The sequence below is a fragment of the Olleya sp. Hel_I_94 genome (assembly GCF_007827365.1).
Lineage (GTDB): Bacteria > Bacteroidota > Bacteroidia > Flavobacteriales > Flavobacteriaceae > Olleya.
This window is the reverse complement of the sequence record NZ_VISI01000001.1, coordinates 446,148-469,565: the sequence shown is the minus strand read 5'-3', so window position 1 is coordinate 469,565 and position 23,418 is coordinate 446,148. Positions and strand designations below refer to the sequence as shown.

Below are 23,418 nucleotides of genomic sequence, written 5' to 3'. Positions count from 1 at the left end.
TTAAAATGTTAATTTTGTAAAACTTAAAACAAACACAATTAATTTTTTAAATACAAAATACATATGAAAGTAACAGTAGTTGGAGCAGGAGCAGTTGGAGCAAGTTGTGCAGAATATATTGCCATTAAAAACTTTGCGTCAGAAGTTGTTTTATTAGACATTAAAGAAGGTTTTGCCGAAGGTAAAGCAATGGATTTAATGCAAACAGCCTCTTTAAACGGTTTTGATACAAAAATAACAGGTGTAACTAATGACTATAGTCAAACTGCAGGTAGTGATATTTGCGTTATTACTTCTGGTATTCCTAGAAAACCAGGGATGACTCGTGAAGAGTTAATTGGTATTAATGCAGGAATAGTTAAAACAGTATCAGCTAGTTTAATAAAAAACTCGCCAGATACAATAATCATAGTTGTTAGTAATCCAATGGATACAATGACTTATTTAGTACACAAAACTACAGGTTTACCAAAAAATAGAATCATCGGAATGGGTGGAGCTTTAGATTCTGCACGTTTTAAATACAGATTAGCAGAAGCTTTAGGTGCGCCAATTAGCGATGTTGACGGTATGGTAATTGGTGGACATTCTGATAAAGGGATGGTACCATTAACTGCACACGCAACTAGAAACAGTGTAAAAGTATCTGAGTTTTTATCTGAAGACAGATTAGACCAAGTAAAAGAGGATACTAAAGTAGGAGGAGCAACTTTAACTAAATTATTAGGGACTTCGGCTTGGTATGCGCCAGGAGCAGCAGTAAGCGGATTAGTTCAGGCTATTGCTTGTGACCAGAAAAAAATGTTCCCATGTTCTGTGTTATTAGATGGAGAATACGGATTAAAAGACTTATGTATTGGTGTTCCAGTAATTTTAGGTCGTAACGGAATCGAAAAAATTGTAGAGATAAACCTAAGTGATGCCGAAAAAGCACACATGCAAGAAAGCGCAAAAGGTGTATCTGCAACAAACGGATTATTAGAACTATAATTTTTAATACCAGTTGTAAAATTTGTTATGGCAAGGTAATTGCCTATAATAAGTAAAAACAACATAAATTTTAATTAACCTTAACAAATTTTACAAAAATGAAAAAATTAGTATTCTTATTAGTGGCAACTTTTAGTTTGTCTATGGTTGCTCAAGAGCAGATTACAGAAGGTGTAGTGTCTTCTAAAATGACAATGTCAAGTAGTAATGAACAAATGAATGAGCAGTTTGCTATGATTGGCGATATTGCTATTGTTACTTATTTTAAAGCAGACAAAACTAGATCAGAAACTAACAATCCAATGTCTGGAGAAACAGTTTCTATTATTGATACACAATCTAAAAAGATGTTAACTTTGCTTAATAACCCAATGATGGGTAAAATGTATTCGTTAACAGACATAGCAGAATCTCCTGATAAGTCTGATGTTAAAATCACTAAAGGTGATGAAACTAAGACTATCTTAGGTTACGAGTGTCAAGAGTATAACGTTGTAATGAATCAAGATGGTGTTGACATGAAAATGGATGTTTATACTACCGAAGCTATTGTTGCTGCAAACCAACAGACTGTAGAGTTTGGAGAAGATTTTAAAGGATTTCCATTATTAATGAATATTAATGTAAATCAAGCTGGTATGGATATGTCAATGACTTATGAAGTAACAGAAGTTAAAAAAGAAACTGTTGCAGACGATAAGTTTTCTATGACGCCTCCAGAAGGATATGAGTTAATGGAAGGAATGTAAAATTTACATTTTTATTAGATATTTAAAAGAGTGCCTCAAAAAAGGCACTCTTTTTTTGCTTTAAACACTTATTTAATTACTTAAAGACTATACAAATAAAGTCTTATTTTTTATATTTGACGCATGAAGTCTAAATGGTACTTTGGCATTGTAATTACTGCACTTACATTTTTTGTTGTTAGTCAACAACAAATCACTGTACCTAACCAACAAATTGTATTTCAATTTTCCGATAATCAAGCAACTGTTTCTCAGACAGAAAAAGCAATACATGCTATAAAAGCGCAACTTGAAAATATTGGTGTAAAAAACACACAAGTTTTTGAGCATAACGGAATTTTAAAAATCACCTATTATAGCGATATAGCAATAACTGAGGTGAAATCTTTTTTATTAAAAGAAAAACTAATCTACAATAGCGGTAAAGAAAGTCTCCCAAATAGTCCTTTAGATAATGGTTATAACGTAGATGTTTTTGAAATTAAAGCCAACACACAATCAGGTATTGGTTTTGACGGAAAGTTTATAGTAGAAGCAAAACAAGAGTATACTAGAGCATCACAGGTAGTGCTATCATTTTCTGGGATAACAGAAAATATATTACAATTAACCAGTCCTGTAAAAGTAACTCCAAAAGTAAATACTAATAACTCTATTAGTATAGATAAAGGAAACTTCAACATTCCAGAAGGTAGAGCAGGACCACAAGCTTAATCTTTTTTAGTAAAACATTTTTCGCTATATAGTACTTGCTATTTAGGCGTTAAACAATTCATTTTAAACCATTAAAAATAATTGTCAAATCTTCGTGTAAACTATATATTTGCGCGATTAAAAATTTGATTAAATAAACAAAACCATGCAAAATAAAGGATTAGTAAAACTATTTGCAGTATTGTTTGGATTGGTAAGTATTTACCAATTGTCTTTCACATTTAAAAATAATGCGATTGAAAACAATGCAGCACAAGTAGCTGAAAGCAAAATTGACGCTTCAGCAGATGACCGTAAAAACCAAGTAAGCGAGTATGCTACTAAGTATTTAGATTCGTTAGCAACATCAAAAGAAAGTGTATTTTTAGGAAACACTTATGGAGACGTTAAGCAAAACTCAATGAAGTTAGGTCTAGACCTTAGAGGAGGTTTAGAAGCAATACTTCAAATCTCTGTAAGAGATTTATTAATGGGATTATCTAACGAGAGTAAGGATCCTACATTTAGAAAAGCATTAGATGATGCTGACGAAATGCAAAAAGATAGTCAAAATACATATTTAGATGACTTCTTTACTGCTTTTGATGCAATCAAAGGAGATAAAAAATTAGCATCTCCAGATATTTTTGCTAACAGATCTTTAGTTGGTGAGATTGATTTAAACATGTCTGATAGTGATGCTAAAGCTGTATTAGCAACTAAAGTAGACGAGTCTATCGTTTCTGCTTTTGAAGTATTACGTAAGCGTATTGACGAGTTTGGTGTAACATCTCCAAACATCCAACGTTTAGGTAACTCTGGACGTGTATTATTAGAATTACCAGGTGTTAGAGACGTAGCACGTGCTACAGAGTTAATTACAACTACTGCTCAATTAGAGTTTTGGGAAGGATTAAAAGCAGAGCAGTTTAATCAATTTTTAGTTCAAGCTAACGATGTATTAAAAGCAAAGCTTGAAACTAAAACTACAGAAGGAGAAACTCCTGCTGCAGACACAGAAATGACTGATGAAGAGAAAGCTATCGCTGCGCTTACAGGTGAAGAAAACGAAACAGTAAATGAAGTTAACCCATTATTAGATCTAATTGCAGGTCCTGGTTTTGGAGCAACTTTGGCGCAGTTTAATATTGAAGATAAAGACAAAGTATTAAGCTATTTAGCTATGCCAGAAGTTGTGGCATTATTACCATCAGAATTAAAATATACTAAGTTTTTATTTGGTAAGCCAGCTGAAGACAGTGAGTTAGTAGACCTATTTGTATTAAATGGAAACAGAGATAATGAGCCACCATTAAATGGAGCAGTAGTTACAGATGCTCGTCAATCTTACAACCAAGCAAACAAGGTTGTAGTTAGCATGCAAATGAATAGTAAAGGAGCAAAAATCTGGGAGAAAATGACAGGTGATGCTTTTAAAACTCAAAGTCAAATTGCTGTTGTTTTAGATAACACAGTATATTCTGCACCTACATCATCTTCTGGACCAATTGCAGGAGGTAGCACAGAGATTTCTGGAAGCTTTAAATTAAGTGAGGCTACGGATTTAGCAAACGTGTTACGTGCAGGTAAATTACCAGCTCGTGCAGAGATTATTCAAAGTAGTATAGTTGGACCTTCATTAGGTCAAGAAGCTATTGAAAGTGGTACAATGTCATTTGGTATTGCATTAGCATTAGTTTTAATTTGGATGGCATTTTACTACGGTAAAGCAGGTTTATTTGCAGACATCGCAATGTTATTTAACATCTTATTAATTTTTGGAGTATTATCAGGTATTGGAGCAGTGTTAACACTTCCAGGTATTGCAGGTATCGTTTTAACAATTGGTATGTCTGTGGATGCAAACGTACTTATCTTTGAGCGTATCAGGGAAGAACTATCAAAAGGAAAAGACCAGAAGTCAGCAATTCAAGATGGATTTAGTAATGCATTATCATCTATTTTGGATGCCAACATTACAACAGGTTTAACTGCATTAATCTTATTTGTTTTTGGTACAGGACCAATTAAAGGATTTGCAACTACTTTATTAATAGGTATTGGTACATCTTTATTTACAGCAATCTTTATCACTAGATTACTAGTAGATTGGTATGCTAACAGAGGTGGTAAATTAGACTTCTCAACTGGATTAACTAAAAACTTATTCAGAAACATTAATATCGCGTTCCTTACAAAACGCAAAGTAGCTTACATTATTTCTGCAGTAGCATTAGTAGTAAGTTTAGGATCTTTATTTACAAACGGATTAGATCAAGGTATTGACTTTGTTGGAGGACGTACAACACAAGTTAGATTTGCAGAGCCAGTAAGTGCAGTAGAGATTGAAGGTCTTTTAGCCTCTCAAGAGGTATTTGGAAGTGCGACAGTAAAAACTGTTGGAGACGAGAATAACTTAAAAATTTCGACTAAGTATAAGATTAACGAAACAGCAAACGAAATTGACGAAGAAGTCAGAGTTAAAATGTACGATGCATTACAACCTTACTTAAAAGGAGTATCGTTTGAAGATTTTAAAGACCTATCTAAAGCTAACAAGCAAGTAGGGATTATGGATCAATACAAAGTAAGTCCATCAATTGCAGATGATATTAAGCAAGCCTCTTTCTGGGCAGTCTTAGGGTCATTAGTAGTCGTGTTCTTATACATCTTATTCCGTTTCAAGAGATGGCAATTCTCACTTGGTGCAGTAGCAGCAGTATTCCATGATGTTATCATCGTATTAGGAGTATTCTCTTTAACATACAAGTTTATGCCATTTTCAATGGAAATTGACCAAGCATTTATTGCAGCAATCCTTACAGTAATTGGATACTCATTAAATGATACGGTTGTAGTATTTGACAGAATTCGTGAGTTTTTTAACGAGCACACAGACTGGCCATTTAGTAAAGTAATTGATACCTCATTAAGTAGTACTTTAAGTCGTACGTTAAATACGTCTTTAACTACTTTAGTAGTATTATTAGCAATCTTTATTTTTGGTGGAGACTCAATCAGAGGATTTATGTTTGCCTTAATCATTGGTGTAGTAGTAGGTACGTACTCATCTTTATTTATAGCAACGCCAATCATGTTTGACTTTGTTAAAAAAGGAAATGCAGCAGACGCATTAAAAAAGAAAGAAGTAGTAGTTGACGAAACAGTAGTAAAGTAGTCATAAACTAAACCCAATATAAAAAGCCTTTCTATTAATTTAGAAAGGCTTTTTTGTTTTGTATCATTGCCAGTAGAGTTAAGCACTCTTTTTAAATCAATCACTATGATTTTTTAGGGCGTTACCTACTTTTGCTTTTAGTAGCAAAAGTACGTCAGGCTTTCCGTTACAATCTTTTTGCTCGTGCCTCACAAAAAGGATTTCCACATCAATCCTTAACGCAAACGCAGACCTTACATTAAGCCAATACTAAAGTTTAAACTAATGACTAAGCTATAAGTATATTATCAATTAAAGCTTTAAACCACTAAGAGTCTTAAGTACTATCATGCGTAATTAGTTTGTATAGTATTAGTCATGCATTAAATAGATGTGGTTATTAATGTAATAACTTATAACCTAAAATATTAGCACAAAAAAAAGCCTAATTGTAACTTTTACAATTAGGCTTTTTATATCTATAAATAATGGTTTTATTTTTCTAACATGTACTCAAAGTAGTCCATTTTATCTCCTACGTCAAGTAAAAGTTTTTGTGCTGTTCCTGCATTAACCTCTAGCACAAATTGTGCAGGAGTATTAGATGGTAAGCTGCTTTGATCCATTGGTTTTGCGTTTTCCTGAAAACTAACAATAGTTTTATTATGATCAAAAAAGATAAGGTCCAATGGTATACGCGTGTTTTTCATGTAAAATGATCGCATTTGTACGTCATTAAAAGCAAACAACATACCTTGATCATCTTTCATACTATCACGATAAATCAAGCCTGTTTGGATTTCGTAATCTGTTTTAGCAACCTCTATGTTAAAAACCTTAATAATAGTATCTGTAGTCCCTTTAAACAAAGTTAACTCTCCTTCCTTTTTAAAGTTTACTTCAACAGGAGCAATAGCTTCCTTTTCTTTTTTACAAGACGTAATGCTTACAAGTAAAACTAAGCTAAAAAGTATAGTCGTATAGTTTTTTAAATTTCTCATTATTTGATACTTGTTTTTGGTTTAAATAAAAACATAAAATATAATCCAATTAATATAAATGGGATACTTAACCATTGTCCTGTGTTAAGTCCAAACCAATTAATAAACTCTTCTCCTTGTGGCTCTTTAACAAACTCGACAAAAAATCTAACACTCCATAGTAGTATTAAAAATAATCCGAATAAAAATCCTGTTTGATCTTTTTTAGTTGTTTTAGTGTATATAAACCATAAAATTAAAAAAACAAATATGTAGCAAAACGACTCATATAACTGTGCAGCATGTCTATAAGGTATAGCGTTTAATAACTCTGACATATTTGGATTGTCTGTTATAGATGCGTATGCTTTTTTTACGTCTTTAATTCCAGTTTTTTGTACAATTTCATACTTATTATAATACTCTTGCACAAATCTAACACCTAAATCAGAGTCTGTTACTTTTCCAATAATTTCGGAATTTATAAAGTTACCTATTCTAATAAAAACTGCTCCAGACGCTACAGGTATTACAATGCGATCTAAAATCCACATTAAGGATTTGTAGTTGTATTTGCGACGATATAATATCATTCCTATGATTATACCAATTGCAGCACCATGACTGGCTAATCCTTGAAAACCGGTAAACTCGAATCCACCATTAAATTTAAAGGGTAATAAAACACTTAATGGGTCTTGGGTAATTAGTTCTGGTTGGTAAAAAATGACATGTCCTAAACGTGCACCTAACATGGTTGCTAAAACAGTGTAAATAAATAATGGGTCTAAAAATTCAATATTTATTTTTTCGCGTTTAAAAATACGTTTCATTATGGCATGTCCAATAACAAACGCAGCAATCCACATGACACTGTAAAAATGAATTTTAAAATTTCCGATAATATCGATTCCAGTTAAAGGATTCCAATCGAATTTAAGTAAGTACATAGTTTAATTTTTGTAAGTGTAAATATAGTATTTATGCTTTATTTATTAGAATTACTTGACAAAGGTTTAGCAATAAATTAATGTTTGTACTAATTTTTGGCGCAAGTGCGTTAGGGATGGAAGTGGCATCCTTTTTTATTTTTCTTAAAAAAGATATAACGGACAGCCTGTTAAAACGCCCAAATTAAAAATAAATGTAATTATGGTACTGGATCATAACCGCTTCCTCCCCAAGGATGGCAACTTAAAATACGTTTAATGCTTAGTTTTAGTCCTTTTAATAAACCGTGTTTTAATAGGGCTTCTTTGGTGTAATGTGAGCAGGTTGGTTGGTACCTGCAAGTGGCTGGTGTAAATGGAGAAATTAGGGTTTGATAAACCTTGATTAAAAATAGAAATGGAGCTAAGATTATCTTTTTCATAATAAAAAAGTCCTCTCTTACCGAAAGGACTTAATTAGTTTTAATTGGTAGAAAAGGTTGTGCCTTCCTTACCATCGTTAAGTTGTATGCCAGCTTCTGCTAGTTCGTCTCTGATTTGATCTGATAGTGCAAAATCTTTATTGATTCTGGCTTCTTGACGTAGTTTTATTAATAATTGCACTGCTCCAGATAGTTTATCTGTTCCGTTTGCAGCATTAGTTTTGTCATTTTTTAATCCTAATATATCGTATACAAAAGCGTTGATTGTGTTTTTAAAATCTTCTAAATCTTTTGTAGTAATAGTTTCTGTGCCTTCTTTTATTTGGTTGATGTATTTTACTGCTTCAAATAAATTAGCAATTAGAATAGGTGTATTAAAATCGTCATTCATGGCATCGTAACATTTTTGCGTCCATGCAGCAATGTTTAACGTTGTATTGTCTGATGTTTTTAAATCTTCTAATTGACTTATAGCCTCCATTAATCTGTTGTAGCCTTTCTCGCTAGCTAATAAGCCATCATTTGTAAAATCTAAAATACTTCTGTAATGTGCTTGAAGCATAAAAAATCTAGCGACACTTGGTGTAAATGCTTTGGTGATGTTTTTGTTTTCACCCGTAAAAATCTCGGTTGGTAATATAAAGTTACCTGTAGATTTTGCCATTTTTTTACCGTTCATGATTAGCATGTTGGCATGCATCCAATAGTTAACAGGTGTTTTTCCTTTGGCTGCTTGGTTTTGTGCAATCTCACATTCGTGATGAGGGAATTTTAAATCCATTCCGCCACCATGTATGTCAAAATGCTCTCCCAAGTATTTAGTGCTCATTGCTGTACATTCTAGATGCCATCCAGGAAATCCATCGCTCCAAGGAGAAGGCCAACGCATGATATGTGTTGGTTCGGCTTTTTTCCAAAGTGCAAAATCTTGAGGATTTTTCTTGTCTGATTGTCCTTCTAGTTCTCTGGTATTATGGATTAAGTCTTCTAGCTTACGCTTACTTAAAATTCCGTAATTATTAGTTTGGTTATATTTATGGACATCAAAATATACAGAGCCATTTACTTCATATCCAAAACCATTATCTATGATGGTTTTTATTAGTTCTATTTGCTCAATAATATGTCCAGTAGCTGTAGGCTCTATACTTGGAGGAAGAAAATTGAAGGTGTTTAATATATTATGAAAATCTACTGTGTAACGTTGCACGACTTCCATTGGCTCAATCTCTTCTAGTCTTGCTTTTTTCGCAATTCTGTCCTCTCCAACATCTGCATCATTTTCTAAATGTCCAGCGTCGGTTATGTTTCTAACATAACGTACTTTATATCCTAAGTGTTTAAGGTATCTAAAAATAACATCAAAAGACATAAATGTTCTGACATTACCTAAATGTACATTACTATATACAGTAGGACCACAAACGTACATACCAACATAACCATCGTTAATAGCTTTAAAATTCTCTTTTTCGCCAGAAAGCGAATTATATATTTTTATGTGTTGTTGTTTGTAAAGTTCCATTACTGTTTTTCTAAAATTTTGTTTCTAAGTTGATGTAATCTAAAAATTCGCGTCTTGTTGCTTTCTTTTTAAATTGTCCTCCAAATTCTGAGGTTACTGTACTGCTTTCAATATCTCTAATTCCTCTAGAATTTACACATAAGTGCTTAGCATCGATAACGCAAGCAACGTCATCTGTGCCTAAAGCTTTTTGTAACTCTTTTACTATCTGGATTGTTAAACGCTCTTGTACTTGAGGTCGTTTAGCATAATAATCTACAATACGATTCATTTTAGATAAACCAACAACGGTTCCGTTAGATATGTATGCTACGTGTGCACGACCTACTATTGGTAGTAAGTGATGCTCACAGGTAGAATAAACAGTAATGTTTTTTTCTACAAGCATTTCGCCATATTGGTATTTATTATCAAAAGTTGAAGCTTTTGGCTTTTTGTCAGGGTGAAGCCCACCAAAAATTTCGTTAACAAACATCTTAGCTACACGATTAGGTGTTCCTTTTAAACTGTCGTCAGTAAGATCTAAACCTAATGTTTGTAAAATATTTGTTACGTCTTTTTTTATGCTATCAATTTTATCAGCGTCTGATAATTCAAAAGCATCAGCTCTTAAAGGCGTATCGTGATTAGTGCTAATGTGGTTTTCTCCGATAGCATCTGTATTATCTATATTGTTATCAATCTTCATTTAAATAAAGTCTGTAAAAGGTGTTTAAAATAGTTTGCAAAGATAAACAATAAATAAATTTGAATAAGGGTAGGTATTTATTAATTATAACTGTTATACTATTATAAATCATAAAAAACAGAATTAGATACCCATATTAACATTTACTTTATTAAAATTTTCTTAATTTTCCCACTTAATTTTATCTTATAAACAATGACTCTTAGAATCTTCTTACCCCTTTTATTTGGATTTGTGATGTTTGCACAAAACGGAATAGCTCAAAATCAGAAAAACCAAAATACGCAATTAGTTAAATTTGGTAAAAATGTAGATGCACCATTAACAGCTCAAGAGTTGTCAATGATAAAGGAAGTGTATCAAGATAAATTAGATGCATACGTATTAAGTAAGCCTCAAAAAGTAAAAAACTTAAAGCACCTTTTACGTAATAGAATTGTAATTAAAGAAATTACAAATTTAAAGGATGATGATAAGTATACACTTTTATCAGAAGTTGAGTTATTTGATATTTATAATCCAAGCCTTAAAAGAGATGTAGCTTTTAATAAAAGTACTTTTAATCCTTTAAAGTATAATTTAGAGTTTTACAGAATGGGATCTATTATATACAAGATAGACGGAACCAATTTTTTTATAATTATTAAACCACAAACCTATAAAAAATAATATTTACGTTTTTTTTTAACGTTGTATTTTAAACACATACCAATGAAAAAATTTTTACTAGCACTATTATTTTTAAATTCGTTTATATCCTTCTCTCAGGATATTTTAATGCAAACAACAACTGTCAGTCAATGTGGTGGCGTTTTTTATGATTCAGGAGGACCTTCTGCAAATTATGCAGATGGAGAAAGTTTTATTTTAACAATTTGTCCAGATTCTCCTGGACAACAAGTGCAATTAGATTTTACTGCTTTTAGTACACAATTAAATGCAGATGAGTTGACAATATATGATGGAGATGATAATACTGCAAACGCTTTTGGAACATTTTCTGGAGGTGGAGCAGCAGCAAATCCGGGAATGTTCTCTGCAACTCCAACTAACCCAACAGGATGTTTAACAATAGAGTTTACCTCTGATGGAAGTGCAAATACTTCCGGTTGGGCAGCGACAGTTGCTTGTTACGAGCCTTGTCAAACTATAGTGTCTCAAATAGATAGTGCAACGCCAGCTCCAAATGGAGATGGTTATATTTGGGTATGTCCAGGTGAAGATATTACATTAAACGGAAGTGCAACTTTTTCAAATGATGGAACAGGTGCTACGTACGAGTGGGATTTAGGAGACGGTAATTTTATTAGTGGAGAAAATGCAACCTTTTCATATGCAACACCTGGAGTTTACATTGTCAATTTAAATGTAACTGATACAAACACAGATCCAGATCCTGCAGGTTGTTCTAACACTAATTTGATCAACCAAGTTGTTCAGGTTGGTACAGAGCCAGATTTTACAGGTACACAAGCTGTTGATAGTGTTATCTGTTTTGGAGATTCAACAACACTAAATGGTGTTGTAACTCCGACCGAGTTTATTAATGATTGTACACCACCTATCAGTGGTACAACTTTTTTACCTGATGGTGGAGGAGCTGTTTATCAAACTTGTGTTACAGTAGATTGCTATGACTCAGGTCAGACCTTAACAGATATAAATCAAATTGTTTCTATATGTGTAAATATGGAACACTCTTTTGCAGGAGATTTAGATATTAATATTATTAGTCCAACAGGACAAATAGCTGTTTTAAAAGAATATCCAGGAGGAGGTGGTACTTATCTTGGAGGTGCTAATGATGATGGCTCAGTAACACCAGGTGTTGGAGCAGATTATTGTTTTTCTGCAAGTGGTACGGTTATTTTGGAAAACGCACCAACAATAACTGCGGGATCTAATCCTCCAGGAGCATCATATACACCAGGTACTTATCTTCCTGAAGGCTCTTTAAATACCTTATTAGGTAGTCCATTAAATGGAGATTGGTGTATTCAAATTATTGATAATTTAAATGTTGATAATGGTTACATATTTTCTTGGGGAATTGAATTTGATCCAGCTTTACAACCTCCAGAATTATCGTTTACTCCAGTAACAGTCTCTGAAGCTTGGGATGCAGATCCATCGATAACAAGTACGACAGGAAATGATATTACTGTTCAACCAACAACCGCTGGAACACATTGTTATACTTATAGAACAACAGATGACTTTGGTTGCGAATATACAGAAGTAGTGTGTATTGATGTTTTACCAGAAATTGATAATGGTTTACCAAACGATTTGTTTTTATGTAATCCTGGAGCACCACCATATATTTTTGATCTAACTGAAAATGATTCAGCTATAACAGGTCCATCTGCTATTCCTGGTGACTTAGTAATTACTTATTATGAAACGCTTGCAGATGCAGAGGCTGGCACAGCAGCAATTGCAACGCCAACTAACTATACTTCGTCTGCAGTTTTAGGAGTGCCTCAAACTGTTTATGTAAGAGTTGAATATTTGAGTTCAGGATGTTATGAAGTAGAATCTTTTACACTAAATATTACAACACAACCAACCATAAATCCAGCTCCAGATATGGAGGTTTGTGATGATGCTTCAAATGATGGTTTTGAGCCTTTTGATTTAGAAAGTCAAAATGCTGCTATATTAGGTACTCAATCACCTGCTAGTTTTGTGGTAACTTATTATTTGTCATTTGCAGATGCAGATGCTGGAATAGCAAGTACAGCTTTAGTTAGTGACTATACAAATACAGTTAACCCACAGCCTATATACGTAAGAGTTCAAGTAATTGGAGACGATGCGTGTTATATAGCTTCTCCTTTACCAGTTTTTAACTTGATTGTTAATGCTGTTGATGATTCTTCTTTTACTATAGATCCAACATGTGATGGAGGTACAGTTACTGCTGTTGTAACAACAGGAGGGACATTTTCATTCAATCCTGATTTAGCAGATGGAGCAACAATAGATCCCGCAACAGGAGAAGTAACTAACGGAGTTGTAGGTACAAACTATACTATTCAATATACTACTACAGGGATTTGTCCTTCATCTACAGATCAGTCATTAACAATGCTAGCGACTGATGATCCATCGTTTACAATGTTGCCTACTTGTGATGGAGCAGTGGTAGATACAATAGCGACAACAGGAGGTACTTTTGCTTTCAACCCAGTGCCAACTGGAACCGAAACCATAGATCCAACGACAGGAACTATTACTAATGGTGTTCCAGGAACAACTTATACTGTGCAATACACTACAGGAGGAGTTTGTTCTGCTAGTTCTACTCAAGATGTTACTGTTTATCCAACAGAAGATGCAACATTCTCTGTCTTTGAAAATTGTGATGGTGGTACTGCTACCATTATTGGAGATGTAGCAGGGATATTTACATTTAATCCTGCTGTTACAGACGGAGCGTCTATCGATCCTGTAACGGGAGAGGTAACTAATGGAGTTTCAGGTGTAACTTATACTGTAGAATATACTACATCAGGACCTTGTCCAGATAATAGTTTTCAAAATATTACAGTTTTAAATCAAGACGATCCTGCATTTACATTAATTGCTGATTGTAATGGTGGAACTGTTGACTTTGTAGCTACTCCAGGTGGAACATTTTCTTTTGATACTCCTGTAACAGATACAGCAGTTATTGATGCAGCTACAGGAACAGTTACTTTTGCAACTCCAGGCGCAAGCTATACTATATTATATACAACAGCTGGAGCTTGTATCAATTCAAGTACACAAGTATTAAATGTATTAGCTGCTGATGACTCGTCATTTAGTTATGTGCCAACATGTGATGGTGCTATAGCGACAGTAGATGGTTTATCAGGAGGTATATTTACATTTAACACACCACCAGCTGCAGGTGATGGCGCTATGTTAGATGCTGCTACAGGTTTAATTTCTGGAGGTAATCCAAATACAACTTATAGCATTGATTACACTACAAATGGACCTTGTCCGACTACAACTAATCAATCTATTACATCTTTTCCTCAACCAACAGCAATCACACCAACACCATTAGAAGTTTGTGATGATGGTACACCAGACGGATTTACAAGTATAGATTTAAGTATTAAAAACAATGAGATTAGTGGAGGTAACCCAGACTATGCGGTAAGTTATTACCTAACGCAATTAGATGCAGAAACAGAAACTAGTCCATTAGCCATACCATATACAAACATTTCTAACCCACAAATAGTTTATGTAAGAGTAGAAGATGTGACTACAAGCTGTTTTACAACAACGACTTTACAATTAGATGTTGTACAAGCACCAGTAGCATTTACACCAACCGCTTTAGAGTATTGTGATCCAGACAGTGATGGCTTTGGAGTCTTCACATTAAGTGATGCTACAGCAGAAATCACAGGAGGCGCACCAGGATTAACGGTTACTTATCACGAAACCTCAAGTGATGCGACAAATAACGTAAACCCATTAGTTAGTCCATATAATAACATTGTAGCAAATACACAGGTTATTTATGTACGCGTAGAAAGTGCAACAATCTCAACAGACTGTGCAACGTTTGTAGACTTGGTTTTAATAGTAAACCCAACACCACAAATAACAGACCCAAGTGCTTTAGAAGTTTGTGATAATGATGCAGACGGTTTTGCAATTTTTGATTTAGAATTAAACAATCCAGAGATATTAAATCAGTTAGATTCAGATACAACAAACGATTTAGCAGCAGCAGATTATACGATAACATTTTACGAAACAGAAGCCAACGCTAATGTGCCAACAAATGCAATAGCAACACCAAATGCTTACACAAACACAACCGCAGATATACAAATTATTTGGGTACGCGTGGATGATAACGCTAATGGCTGTTCTACAGTAACACCAATGGATTTAATTGTAAACCCATTACCAGTATTAGTACAACCTGATCCAATAGCCTTATGTGATTATAACAATCCAGGAGACGAAGTAGAAGCCTTTAATTTAGAAGATGCCAATGCACAAATTCTAGCAGGACAAACCGGAATCACCTTAACCTACTATATTAGTCAATCCGGAGCAGACAATGCTACAGCAGCGGACCAAATATTTAGTCCATACACTAATATTGTAAACCCACAAACGGTTTATGTAAGAGCAGTGGATAATGTAACAGGCTGTGTCAGCACAATTACATTAGACTTAAGAGTTAATCCTATCCCATCACCACAAGCAAGTCCAGTAGCTTTAATAGAATGTGATGACGATAACGACGGATTTACAACCTTTAATTTAGACAGTCAAACAACAACGATCTTAAATGGAGAGCCAGACGTAAGCATCAGTTATCACGAAACACAAGCCGATGCGACAAACGATTTAAATGCCTTAGTTAGTCCATACACAAATATCGTTGCAAACACGCAAATGATATATGTGCGTGCAGAAAATGATATCACAGGATGTTTTACAATAGTCGTATTACCATTACAAGTACAACCATCACCAGTAGTACCAGTAGTAATCGATGATTATATTGTATGTGATGATAACGATGATGGGTTTAGCCAATTTGATTTTGATACAGTAATGGCACCACAAATCTTAGGGACACAAGATCCAGCAGATTTTACATTAACGTACCACACCACACAAATAGCAGCAGACAACGGAACTAGCCCAATAGTTAACACAGGTAACTATACTAATGTTACTAACCCACAGACAATTTATGTTAGATTAGAAGGTAACGTAAATGGATGTGTTACAACAGGCTCATTTATAATCCGAGTTGAGTTTCCACCAGTAATTGTGCAACCAACACCATTAGCAATATGCGATGAGTTAGATGCAGATTATTACGAAAACAATGACGATATGGCAACGTTTGACCTAACGGTTAAAAACGACGAAATTACCGCAGGTAATCCTAGTTGGATTGTAACCTATTACGAAACACAAGCCAATGCACAAGCCGATGTTAGTCCAATAGTAGACCCAACCATGTATACTAATATGATGGTAGGAACAAATCCAGCTAACCCACAAACAGTTTATGTTAGAGTCACAGATGCAGATACAGGATGTTTCTCATTTACAACATTAACCATCCGTGTGTTACCAAACCCAACACCATTACAAAACCCTACAGATTTAGAATTATGTGATGATGTGAATATTGTAGGACCAAATGATTTAATAGAAATCTTTGACCTAACCACAAATGAAGTAACCACAATAAACGGAGAATTAGGCGTAAGCGCAAGTTACTATACGGATTTAGATGATGCCTTAATGGGAACTAATCAAATAGTAGATCCAACAGCACATAGTAATGAAGATCCAGATAATCCAGGCGTAGCAATCAATCCGCAGACGATTTACATGCGTGTAACAAACGGAACAGATGCCTCAGGAACAGGAGGAACAGGATGTTATACTATAGTAAGTTTTGACATTACAGTAAATCCATTACCAGAGGTTAGCCCAATAGAAGATTATATCTATTGCGAATTATTTAATGATGGTCAATATGGCTTTGATTTAGAAAGTAAAACACCAGAAATCCTAAACGGACAAGACGGAACAATCTTTACTGTAACGTATCATGAAACACAAGGTGAAGCAGATATGGCAATGAATGCATTAAGTAGTCCATATACCAATACAAGTAACCCACAAACCATATACGTTAACATTACCAATACCCTAACAGGATGTGATACGACCACTACATTTAATATCGAAGTTCAGGAAGCAGCACAAGCCAATCCAGACTTAGTACCAATCGTATACCAGATATGTGATGACAATATGGAAACCGATGGAGACACAACTGATGATAGCGCACAATTTGATTTATTAACATTAAATCCAGAAGTATTAGATGGACAAGATCCAGCGAATTACATTGTAAGCTATTATGCCACACAAGCAGATGCCGATGCAGCAACAGATGCGTTACCATTTTTATATGAAAACAGTGTTAATCCACAAGTCATTTATGTACGTGTAGATAACAATACCATGACTGTATTACCATTGGCTATCGACCTAGCAGGATTAGGGACAACAGGAATAGACTTTAATGGCGACGGAACGATTGATACAATTGATACCGATTTAGATGGCGTTTTTGACCTAATAGATGTTGATGGCGATGGACTATCAGACGGAACAGATACAGATGCAGATGGTTTAATTGATGAAGTAGATATTGATGGCGATGGTATCGCAGATGCAGTAGATATTGATGGCGATGGCGTGTTAGATAATCAAGCAGACAGCTCAGTATGTTATGACACTGCCGAAATCACATTACAAGTTAACCCATTACCAGAGTTTGATTTAGATGACACTTATTTATTATGTGTTAATACAAACGGAACCGAAGTGGTAAACACACCAGTATTAGATACAGGATTAAGTACGACAGACTACACTTTTGAGTGGCAATTAGAAAGCGTAACCCTTCCAGGAGAAACAGGAAGCAGCTTAACACCAACACAAGGTGGTTTGTATACAGTAATAGTAACAGATGCAGTTACAGGATGTACTAATGACGACTCTGCAACGGTAGAAGAAAGTGAGCCACCAGTAATCACAGCAGAAGTAACCACAGCAGCCTTTGCAGAAGTACATAACATATCAGTAACAGCAACAGGAAGTGGCGTTTCAATCTTCGAGTTTAGTATAGACGATGGACCATGGGAAACAAATACACCAAATGATGGCATGTATATGTTTACAGACGTAGGAGCAGGAGAGCATATAATAACAGTAAGAGACATTAATGGCTGTGGAGAAGCAAGTATACCAGTAATGGTAATGGACTATCCACATTTCTTTACACCAAATGACGATGGGTTTAACGACACTTGGAACATTTACGGAATAGAAGACCAATTAGATGCCGAGATATACATCTTTGATCGTTACGGTAAATTATTAAAACAATTAAGCCCAAGTGGACTAGGATGGGATGGAACGTATAATGGTAATCCAATGCCAACTAGTGACTACTGGTTTACGGTTGAGTATAGAGAGCCAAACGATACCTCAAATACAAGAAAACAATTTAAAGCCCACTTTACTTTAAAAAGGTAATTAAGCAAGATTAAATAACACCAATAAAAAAGCCTGAACATTTGTTCAGGCTTTTTATATAATACTATATTTAAAAAAGATGTTAGTTAACCTCAAATGTAATTTTAAGATTAACTCTAAAGTCTACAACTTCGCCATCTTTAACGCTAGCACTTTGATCTTGTACATAAACAGATCTAATGTTTTTAACGCTTTTAGACGCATGCTTTACTGCTTTTTTAGTTGCATCTTCCCAACTTTTATCAGAGTTTGATAATACTTCCATAATATTTAAATTTTTAATAGACTTAAAAGTTATTAATCATAAAAAAAACCTGAACGTTAAGTTCAGGTTTTTAAAATATAGTTTGTAAAGGGTTTTAAATTTTAAAACCTAATGTTAATGTAATATTTGAGTTAGAATTGTCTATCGCGACAGTGTTAGTAAGTCCTGTGTCATATAATTGATAGTTTCTATCTTGTTGAGATTTGCTGTAAGATAAATCCAAATTAGTATTTCCAAAATTATAACCTAAACCTAGAGAATAGCCTTTTAAATCTCCAATAGTGTTTTTGTCTGCATATGGACTTTCTTCAATTCTATAACCTCCTCTGAAGCTAAATTGGTTTAGTTTGTATTCTGCACCAATCTTATATGTAGAGGCTGCAGTTAATGCATTTTCAATCAATGTGTTTTGATAATTAAAGTAAGTGTCTGACGTAGGCTTAAATTTTGTTTTACTATGATCTTTTCTAGAATAATCAAAGCTTATTAAACCTTTTGTGCCAAATACGTAAGCTAAACTTCCTGTAATTTTACTAGGTGTTTGTAAACGATAGGTTTCATAAATATTAACAATGTTTGGGTCTACAACTTGATAAAAGTCTCCATTTGTATCATCAATAACTAAAGTTTCTAAATATTGGGTTGTTTCGTCTTGTAAACTCATCCATGTTGGCGAGTCATAAGTTAAACCTGCTCTTAATTCATTTGTTAATTTAAAGATACCACCTAATTGAAAAGAAAAACCTGATCCATTTGTAGATAGTGTATTGTCAAATAAAACGTCTCTTACAGTAGAGTTTTCATTTGAGTTGGTTTCGTATAAACTGGTATAACGTTCGTAATTTAAAAAGTGCGAATTTAGGTTTAATCCAAAATAAGTGTCATCACCATATTGGGTACCAACATTAAAACTAATCTTACCATTATAACCTGTTGCTGCATAGCTGTAATCTTGTTTAAATGAATTACCTCTAATGTTACTTGTGTAGTTTTGATTATCATCATCAAAAGTTTCAGGCTCTAAGATGTATGAGTCATACCCTAAAAAGGCTTGCTGATTATCAAAACCATAAGCGCTACCTATTTCGGCATAAGCTTCGGTGGTGGATTCACCAGGAAATGCTGATATTTCATCCAAACGTAACCCTTGTGCATTAGCTAAAAAATATTGGCCAATACTAGTATTACCAGTTCCATTAGCTCTCCAATCATCCTCATAATTTTTAGAGATGTCATAATTAATCCCTAATGAAAATTTTCTCCATTTAGAATTATCATTGGTGTTTTTGAAAATAAAAACACCACCACCTTGATTTAAGTTAACTGAAGAATTTGATGAATTATTCATTCCGTTAAAGTAATTAGTGTCGTTTTCATTATTTTCAATACCTAAAGATATAGAGGCGTAACTACTTGTAAATACTGCAGAACCTGCAGGGTTTACGCTAAAAGCACTTAAGTCTCCTCCAAGCGCTCCAAAAGCACCACTCATACTTTGAAATCTTGCGGTTCCTTTAATGTCTCCACTGGAGTATCTTAATGCGTCATTTATGTTTTGAGCTTGACTTACAGACACAGATATAACACCTATGACTAGTATAAATAATTTTTTCATAGCAAATTTGATTTTGTATTTTAACCTCTTCCTCTTCTTGAGCTACCTCCAGAAGTAGATCGACTTCTAGAAGGAGTGCTTGATCTAGGTGTAGAGATGCTTCTTGGTGTAGAATTGTTACTTCTTGGAGTTGATGTATTTGTTCTTGGTCTAGGCGTCGATGTATTTGTTCTTGGTCTAGGAGTTGAAGTATTAGTTCTTGGTCTAGTTGTATTTAATCTAGGTTTAGAAGTAGAATTCGTTCTTGGTCTTGTAGTACTTGTTCTAGGTCTAGTTGTAGTATTTGTTCTTGGTCTAACAGCTGAATTTCTTGAGTATCTTGAACTTAAAACAGAGTTTCTGTTAACAAGTGAACCTCTTCTTCCGGAATTGTATGATATGCCTCTTCTATGGTAACCATTGGTATAGCTATATCCATAACCATAACCATAACCAAAATTATTAAAACCGTAGTATGGTGATCTCCAGTAAGAGTTGTAAAAACTATTGTTCCATCCCCAACCATATCTCCAAGAATAAGGACTGTTCCATCCCCAATTATACCATCCATTCCAACCCCAAGGTCTGTTCCAACCCCATCCATAGTCGTTGTAAAAACCAGTATCGTGTATGTTGATTATAACATTACTATTAGTCGCTCCCCAACCTGCATTCTGTTCAGTGACTTCTATAGAATCATCATAGTTACCTTGATAAGTGTCAACGTCAGTAAATATTTCTTCAGTCTGACTATATATTTCTGCTTCATCAGCTTTTTCTTTAAAATAATTAGAGTAATAGTCATTATTATTTTCTGCAGGTATAGCCTCAGACTCATACTGTCTGTTTTCAGTTCCAGTATCATATATGCCATCAGTAGTTTGTCCAACATATTGGTAAGAACCGCAAGAACTTAATGCTAAAGCAGTGAAAAGAACAGTAAAAACCTGTACTTTATTAGTTAAGTAGTTAATTAATTTCATATCGTGTTGTTTTTAATTGTTGAACATTACAAAAATAGTTAGTTTTGTCCAACTATTTTATTATTTAACATAATCACAATTTTTGTGCCAAAAGACTATATATGAGTAAAAAACTAACAAGTAGAGCAGAAAATTATTCCAAATGGTATAATGAACTGGTGGTAGAAGCTGATTTAGCAGAAAACTCAGCAGTAAGAGGATGTATGGTTATTAAACCTTATGGGTTTGCTATTTGGGAAAAGATGCAAGCGGAGTTAGATAGAATGTTTAAAGAGACAGGTCATCAAAATGCATACTTCCCTTTATTTGTGCCTAAGAGCTTATTTGAAGCAGAAGAAAAAAATGCTGAAGGTTTTGCTAAAGAATGTGCAGTCGTTACACATTATAGATTACAAAACGATCCAGATAATCCAGGTAAATTACGAGTGGACCCTAATGCTAAGCTAGAGGAGGAGTTAGTTGTAAGGCCAACTAGTGAAGCTATAATTTGGAATACATATAAAGGATGGATTCAATCTTACAGAGATTTACCTTTATTAATCAATCAATGGGCTAATGTGGTACGTTGGGAAATGCGTACGCGTTTGTTTTTAAGAACAGCTGAGTTTTTATGGCAAGAAGGTCATACAGCACATGCTACTAAAGCAGAAGCAATCACAGAAGCAGAATTAATGAATAATATATATGCCACTTTTGCTGAAAACTTTATGGCTATACCAGTAATACAAGGATTGAAAACCGAAAGTGAGCGTTTTGCAGGTGCTGATGAAACGTATTGTATTGAGGCATTAATGCAGGATGGAAAAGCTTTACAAGCTGGTACGTCTCACTTTTTAGGGCAGAATTTTGCAAAAGCATTTGATGTGAAGTTTACATCAAAAGAAGGGAAACAGGATTATGTATGGGCAACATCTTGGGGAGTGTCTACTAGATTAATGGGAGCATTAATAATGACGCATAGTGATGATCATGGTTTAGTCTTACCTCCAAATTTAGCGCCTAATCAAGTAGTTATTGTTCCTATATATAAGACCGACGAACAATTAGAAGCTATTACCGAAGTGGTAAATGGCATAATGAAAGACCTAAGGAGTAAAAACATTTCTGTTAAGTTTGATAATAGAGACACGCATAGACCTGGAGCTAAGTTTGCACAGCATGAATTACAAGGTGTGCCTTTAAGAATAGCAATAGGATCAAGAGATCTAGAAAATGGAACAGTGGAGCTTGCTAGACGTGATACATTAACTAAAGAGGTTGTTGCATTGGATGGTTTAATTGATAAGGTTGAAGGATTAATGACAGAAATACAAGACACTTTATTTAATAAAGCTAAAACTTACAGAGATAATCACATCACAGAAGTAGATACTTTTGAGGAATTTAAAAAAGTTTTAGAAGAAAAGGGTGGATTTATCTCTGCGCATTGGGATGGAACTGCAGAAACTGAAGATAAAATTAAAGAAATTACCAAAGCTACGATTAGATGTATGCCTTTAGAAGGAAAAATTGAAAAAGGAATTTGTGTGCTTACTGGCAGAGAATCAGCACGTCGCGTATTGTTTGCAAAAGCGTATTAATTTTTTTTTAATTTTTTTTATAAAAATTGTTGCAACACTTAAATATAGTTGTATATTTGCACCCGCAATGGAAACGTTGCTAAGTTATTTGAAAGGGTTGTAAGTTTAAAAAATATGTTTTATATTTGCGCTCTCAATAATCAAATGGCCCGTTCGTCTATCGGCTAGGACGCATGGTTTTCATCCATGTAAGAGGGGTTCGATTCCCCTACGGGCTACAATTTTTATAAAAAAATAAGGAAACAAAAATGGCAAATCATAAGTCAACTTTAAAAAGAATCAGAAGTAACGAAGCTAAGCGTTTGTTAAATAAGTACCAACATAAGACTACACGTAATGCTATTAAAAAATTACGTGAATTAGAAGACAAGAAAGAAGCTGAAGCTTTATTTCCTTCTGTAGTATCTATGTTAGATAGATTAGCTAAGAAAAATGTTATTCACACTAACAAAGCTTCTAACTTAAAGTCTAGTTTAGCTAAGCACGTAGCTGCTTTATAATTAGCTTTTAGTTTCTATAAAATTATAAGTGCTTCATTTAATGAAGCACTTTTTTTGTGCCTTATATTTTGGTAGTCTTTGTTTTTTAATGAAGATACCGTCCTTTGGTGTTGCGTTAGCGGTAGTAGTGGATAGCTTTTGGCGAGCTTGCGCTTTGAGCCAAAACTTGTAACGGATGACGCGACCTATAACCTGATCTTAAATCAGGATATAGGTAACGCCCTAAAATTAAAAACTGCTAAACT

16 protein-coding genes and 1 tRNA gene are annotated in these 23,418 nt (G+C 34.2%); 9 read left to right on the top strand and 8 right to left on the bottom strand.

The features are described from left to right. The first annotated feature begins 63 nt into the window (after positions 1–63). The 4 genes from mdh to secDF all read left to right on the top strand — a co-directional run bounded on the left by mdh (position 64) and on the right by secDF (position 5,610). Positions 64–990, top strand: a complete 927-nt coding sequence (gene mdh / locus JM82_RS02240; protein WP_145000839.1) for a malate dehydrogenase — start codon at positions 64–66, stop codon at positions 988–990. Positions 991–1,088: 98 nt separating this feature from the next. After that, positions 1,089–1,739, top strand: coding sequence for a DUF4412 domain-containing protein (locus JM82_RS02235; RefSeq protein WP_145000837.1), 651 nt, complete (start codon positions 1,089–1,091; stop codon positions 1,737–1,739). A 123-nt stretch (positions 1,740–1,862) separates the two neighbouring features. Then, positions 1,863–2,453 (top strand): hypothetical protein, encoded by a 591-nt coding sequence (locus JM82_RS02230; protein WP_145000835.1) that lies wholly within the window; start codon positions 1,863–1,865, stop codon positions 2,451–2,453. A 145-nt stretch (positions 2,454–2,598) separates the two neighbouring features. Next, positions 2,599–5,610, top strand: coding sequence for a protein translocase subunit SecDF (gene secDF, locus JM82_RS02225; RefSeq protein ID WP_145000833.1), 3,012 nt, complete (start codon positions 2,599–2,601; stop codon positions 5,608–5,610). A 473-nt stretch (positions 5,611–6,083) separates the two neighbouring features. On the opposite strand, the gene JM82_RS02220 is transcribed toward secDF, so the two are convergent. The 5 genes from JM82_RS02220 to folE all read right to left on the bottom strand — a co-directional run bounded on the left by JM82_RS02220 (position 6,084) and on the right by folE (position 10,154). Continuing rightward, positions 6,084–6,590, bottom strand: coding sequence for a DUF192 domain-containing protein (locus tag JM82_RS02220; RefSeq protein ID WP_145000831.1), 507 nt, complete (start codon positions 6,588–6,590; stop codon positions 6,084–6,086). Further along, on the bottom strand, positions 6,590–7,519 hold the full coding sequence (gene lgt, locus JM82_RS02215; RefSeq protein WP_145000829.1) for a prolipoprotein diacylglyceryl transferase: 930 nt from the start codon (positions 7,517–7,519) through the stop codon (positions 6,590–6,592). The genes JM82_RS02220 and lgt overlap by 1 nt, the downstream gene beginning before the upstream one ends. Positions 7,520–7,719: 200 nt before the next feature. Continuing rightward, positions 7,720–7,941, bottom strand: a complete 222-nt coding sequence (yidD, locus tag JM82_RS02210; protein WP_145000826.1) for a membrane protein insertion efficiency factor YidD — start codon at positions 7,939–7,941, stop codon at positions 7,720–7,722. A 40-nt stretch (positions 7,942–7,981) separates the two neighbouring features. After that, positions 7,982–9,466, bottom strand: coding sequence for a cysteine--tRNA ligase (gene cysS, locus JM82_RS02205; protein ID WP_145000824.1), 1,485 nt, complete (start codon positions 9,464–9,466; stop codon positions 7,982–7,984). A 10-nt stretch (positions 9,467–9,476) separates the two neighbouring features. Next, positions 9,477–10,154, bottom strand: a complete 678-nt coding sequence (folE, locus tag JM82_RS02200; RefSeq protein ID WP_145000822.1) for a GTP cyclohydrolase I FolE — start codon at positions 10,152–10,154, stop codon at positions 9,477–9,479. 195 nt (positions 10,155–10,349) lie between these two features. On the opposite strand from folE, the gene JM82_RS02195 reads away from it, so the two are divergent. Together JM82_RS02195 and JM82_RS02190 are read left to right on the top strand one after the other, a co-directional pair. Beyond that, complete coding sequence (locus JM82_RS02195; protein ID WP_145000820.1) at positions 10,350–10,823, top strand: hypothetical protein; 474 nt, start codon at positions 10,350–10,352, stop codon at positions 10,821–10,823. A 42-nt stretch (positions 10,824–10,865) separates the two neighbouring features. Further along, on the top strand, positions 10,866–18,251 hold the full coding sequence (locus JM82_RS02190) for a T9SS type B sorting domain-containing protein (protein WP_261375258.1): 7,386 nt from the start codon (positions 10,866–10,868) through the stop codon (positions 18,249–18,251). Between the two features lie 82 nt (positions 18,252–18,333). Here the strand turns inward: JM82_RS02190 and JM82_RS02185 are convergent, their stop codons facing one another. The 3 genes from JM82_RS02185 to JM82_RS02175 form a co-directional block, all read right to left on the bottom strand. After that, on the bottom strand, positions 18,334–18,516 hold the full coding sequence (locus tag JM82_RS02185) for a dodecin family protein (RefSeq protein WP_409994618.1): 183 nt from the start codon (positions 18,514–18,516) through the stop codon (positions 18,334–18,336). A gap of 94 nt (positions 18,517–18,610) precedes the next feature. Further along, positions 18,611–20,131 carry an OmpP1/FadL family transporter gene (locus JM82_RS02180; protein ID WP_145000816.1) on the bottom strand — a complete coding sequence of 507 codons (1,521 nt, stop codon included), beginning with the start codon at positions 20,129–20,131 and terminating at the stop codon, positions 18,611–18,613. Positions 20,132–20,151: 20 nt separating this feature from the next. Further along, entirely contained in the window at positions 20,152–21,093 is a 942-nt protein-coding gene (locus JM82_RS02175; protein WP_145000814.1) for a hypothetical protein, read from the bottom strand. Between the two features lie 101 nt (positions 21,094–21,194). On the opposite strand from JM82_RS02175, the gene proS reads away from it, so the two are divergent. The 3 genes from proS to rpsT all read left to right on the top strand — a co-directional run bounded on the left by proS (position 21,195) and on the right by rpsT (position 23,173). Continuing rightward, positions 21,195–22,673, top strand: coding sequence for a proline--tRNA ligase (gene proS, locus JM82_RS02170; protein ID WP_145000812.1), 1,479 nt, complete (start codon positions 21,195–21,197; stop codon positions 22,671–22,673). A 146-nt stretch (positions 22,674–22,819) separates the two neighbouring features. Beyond that, positions 22,820–22,891: transfer RNA gene (locus tag JM82_RS02165), tRNA-Glu, on the top strand. 30 nt (positions 22,892–22,921) lie between these two features. Next, positions 22,922–23,173 carry a 30S ribosomal protein S20 gene (gene rpsT / locus JM82_RS02160; protein WP_028282655.1) on the top strand — a complete coding sequence of 84 codons (252 nt, stop codon included), beginning with the start codon at positions 22,922–22,924 and terminating at the stop codon, positions 23,171–23,173. Positions 23,174–23,418 lie beyond the last annotated feature (245 nt).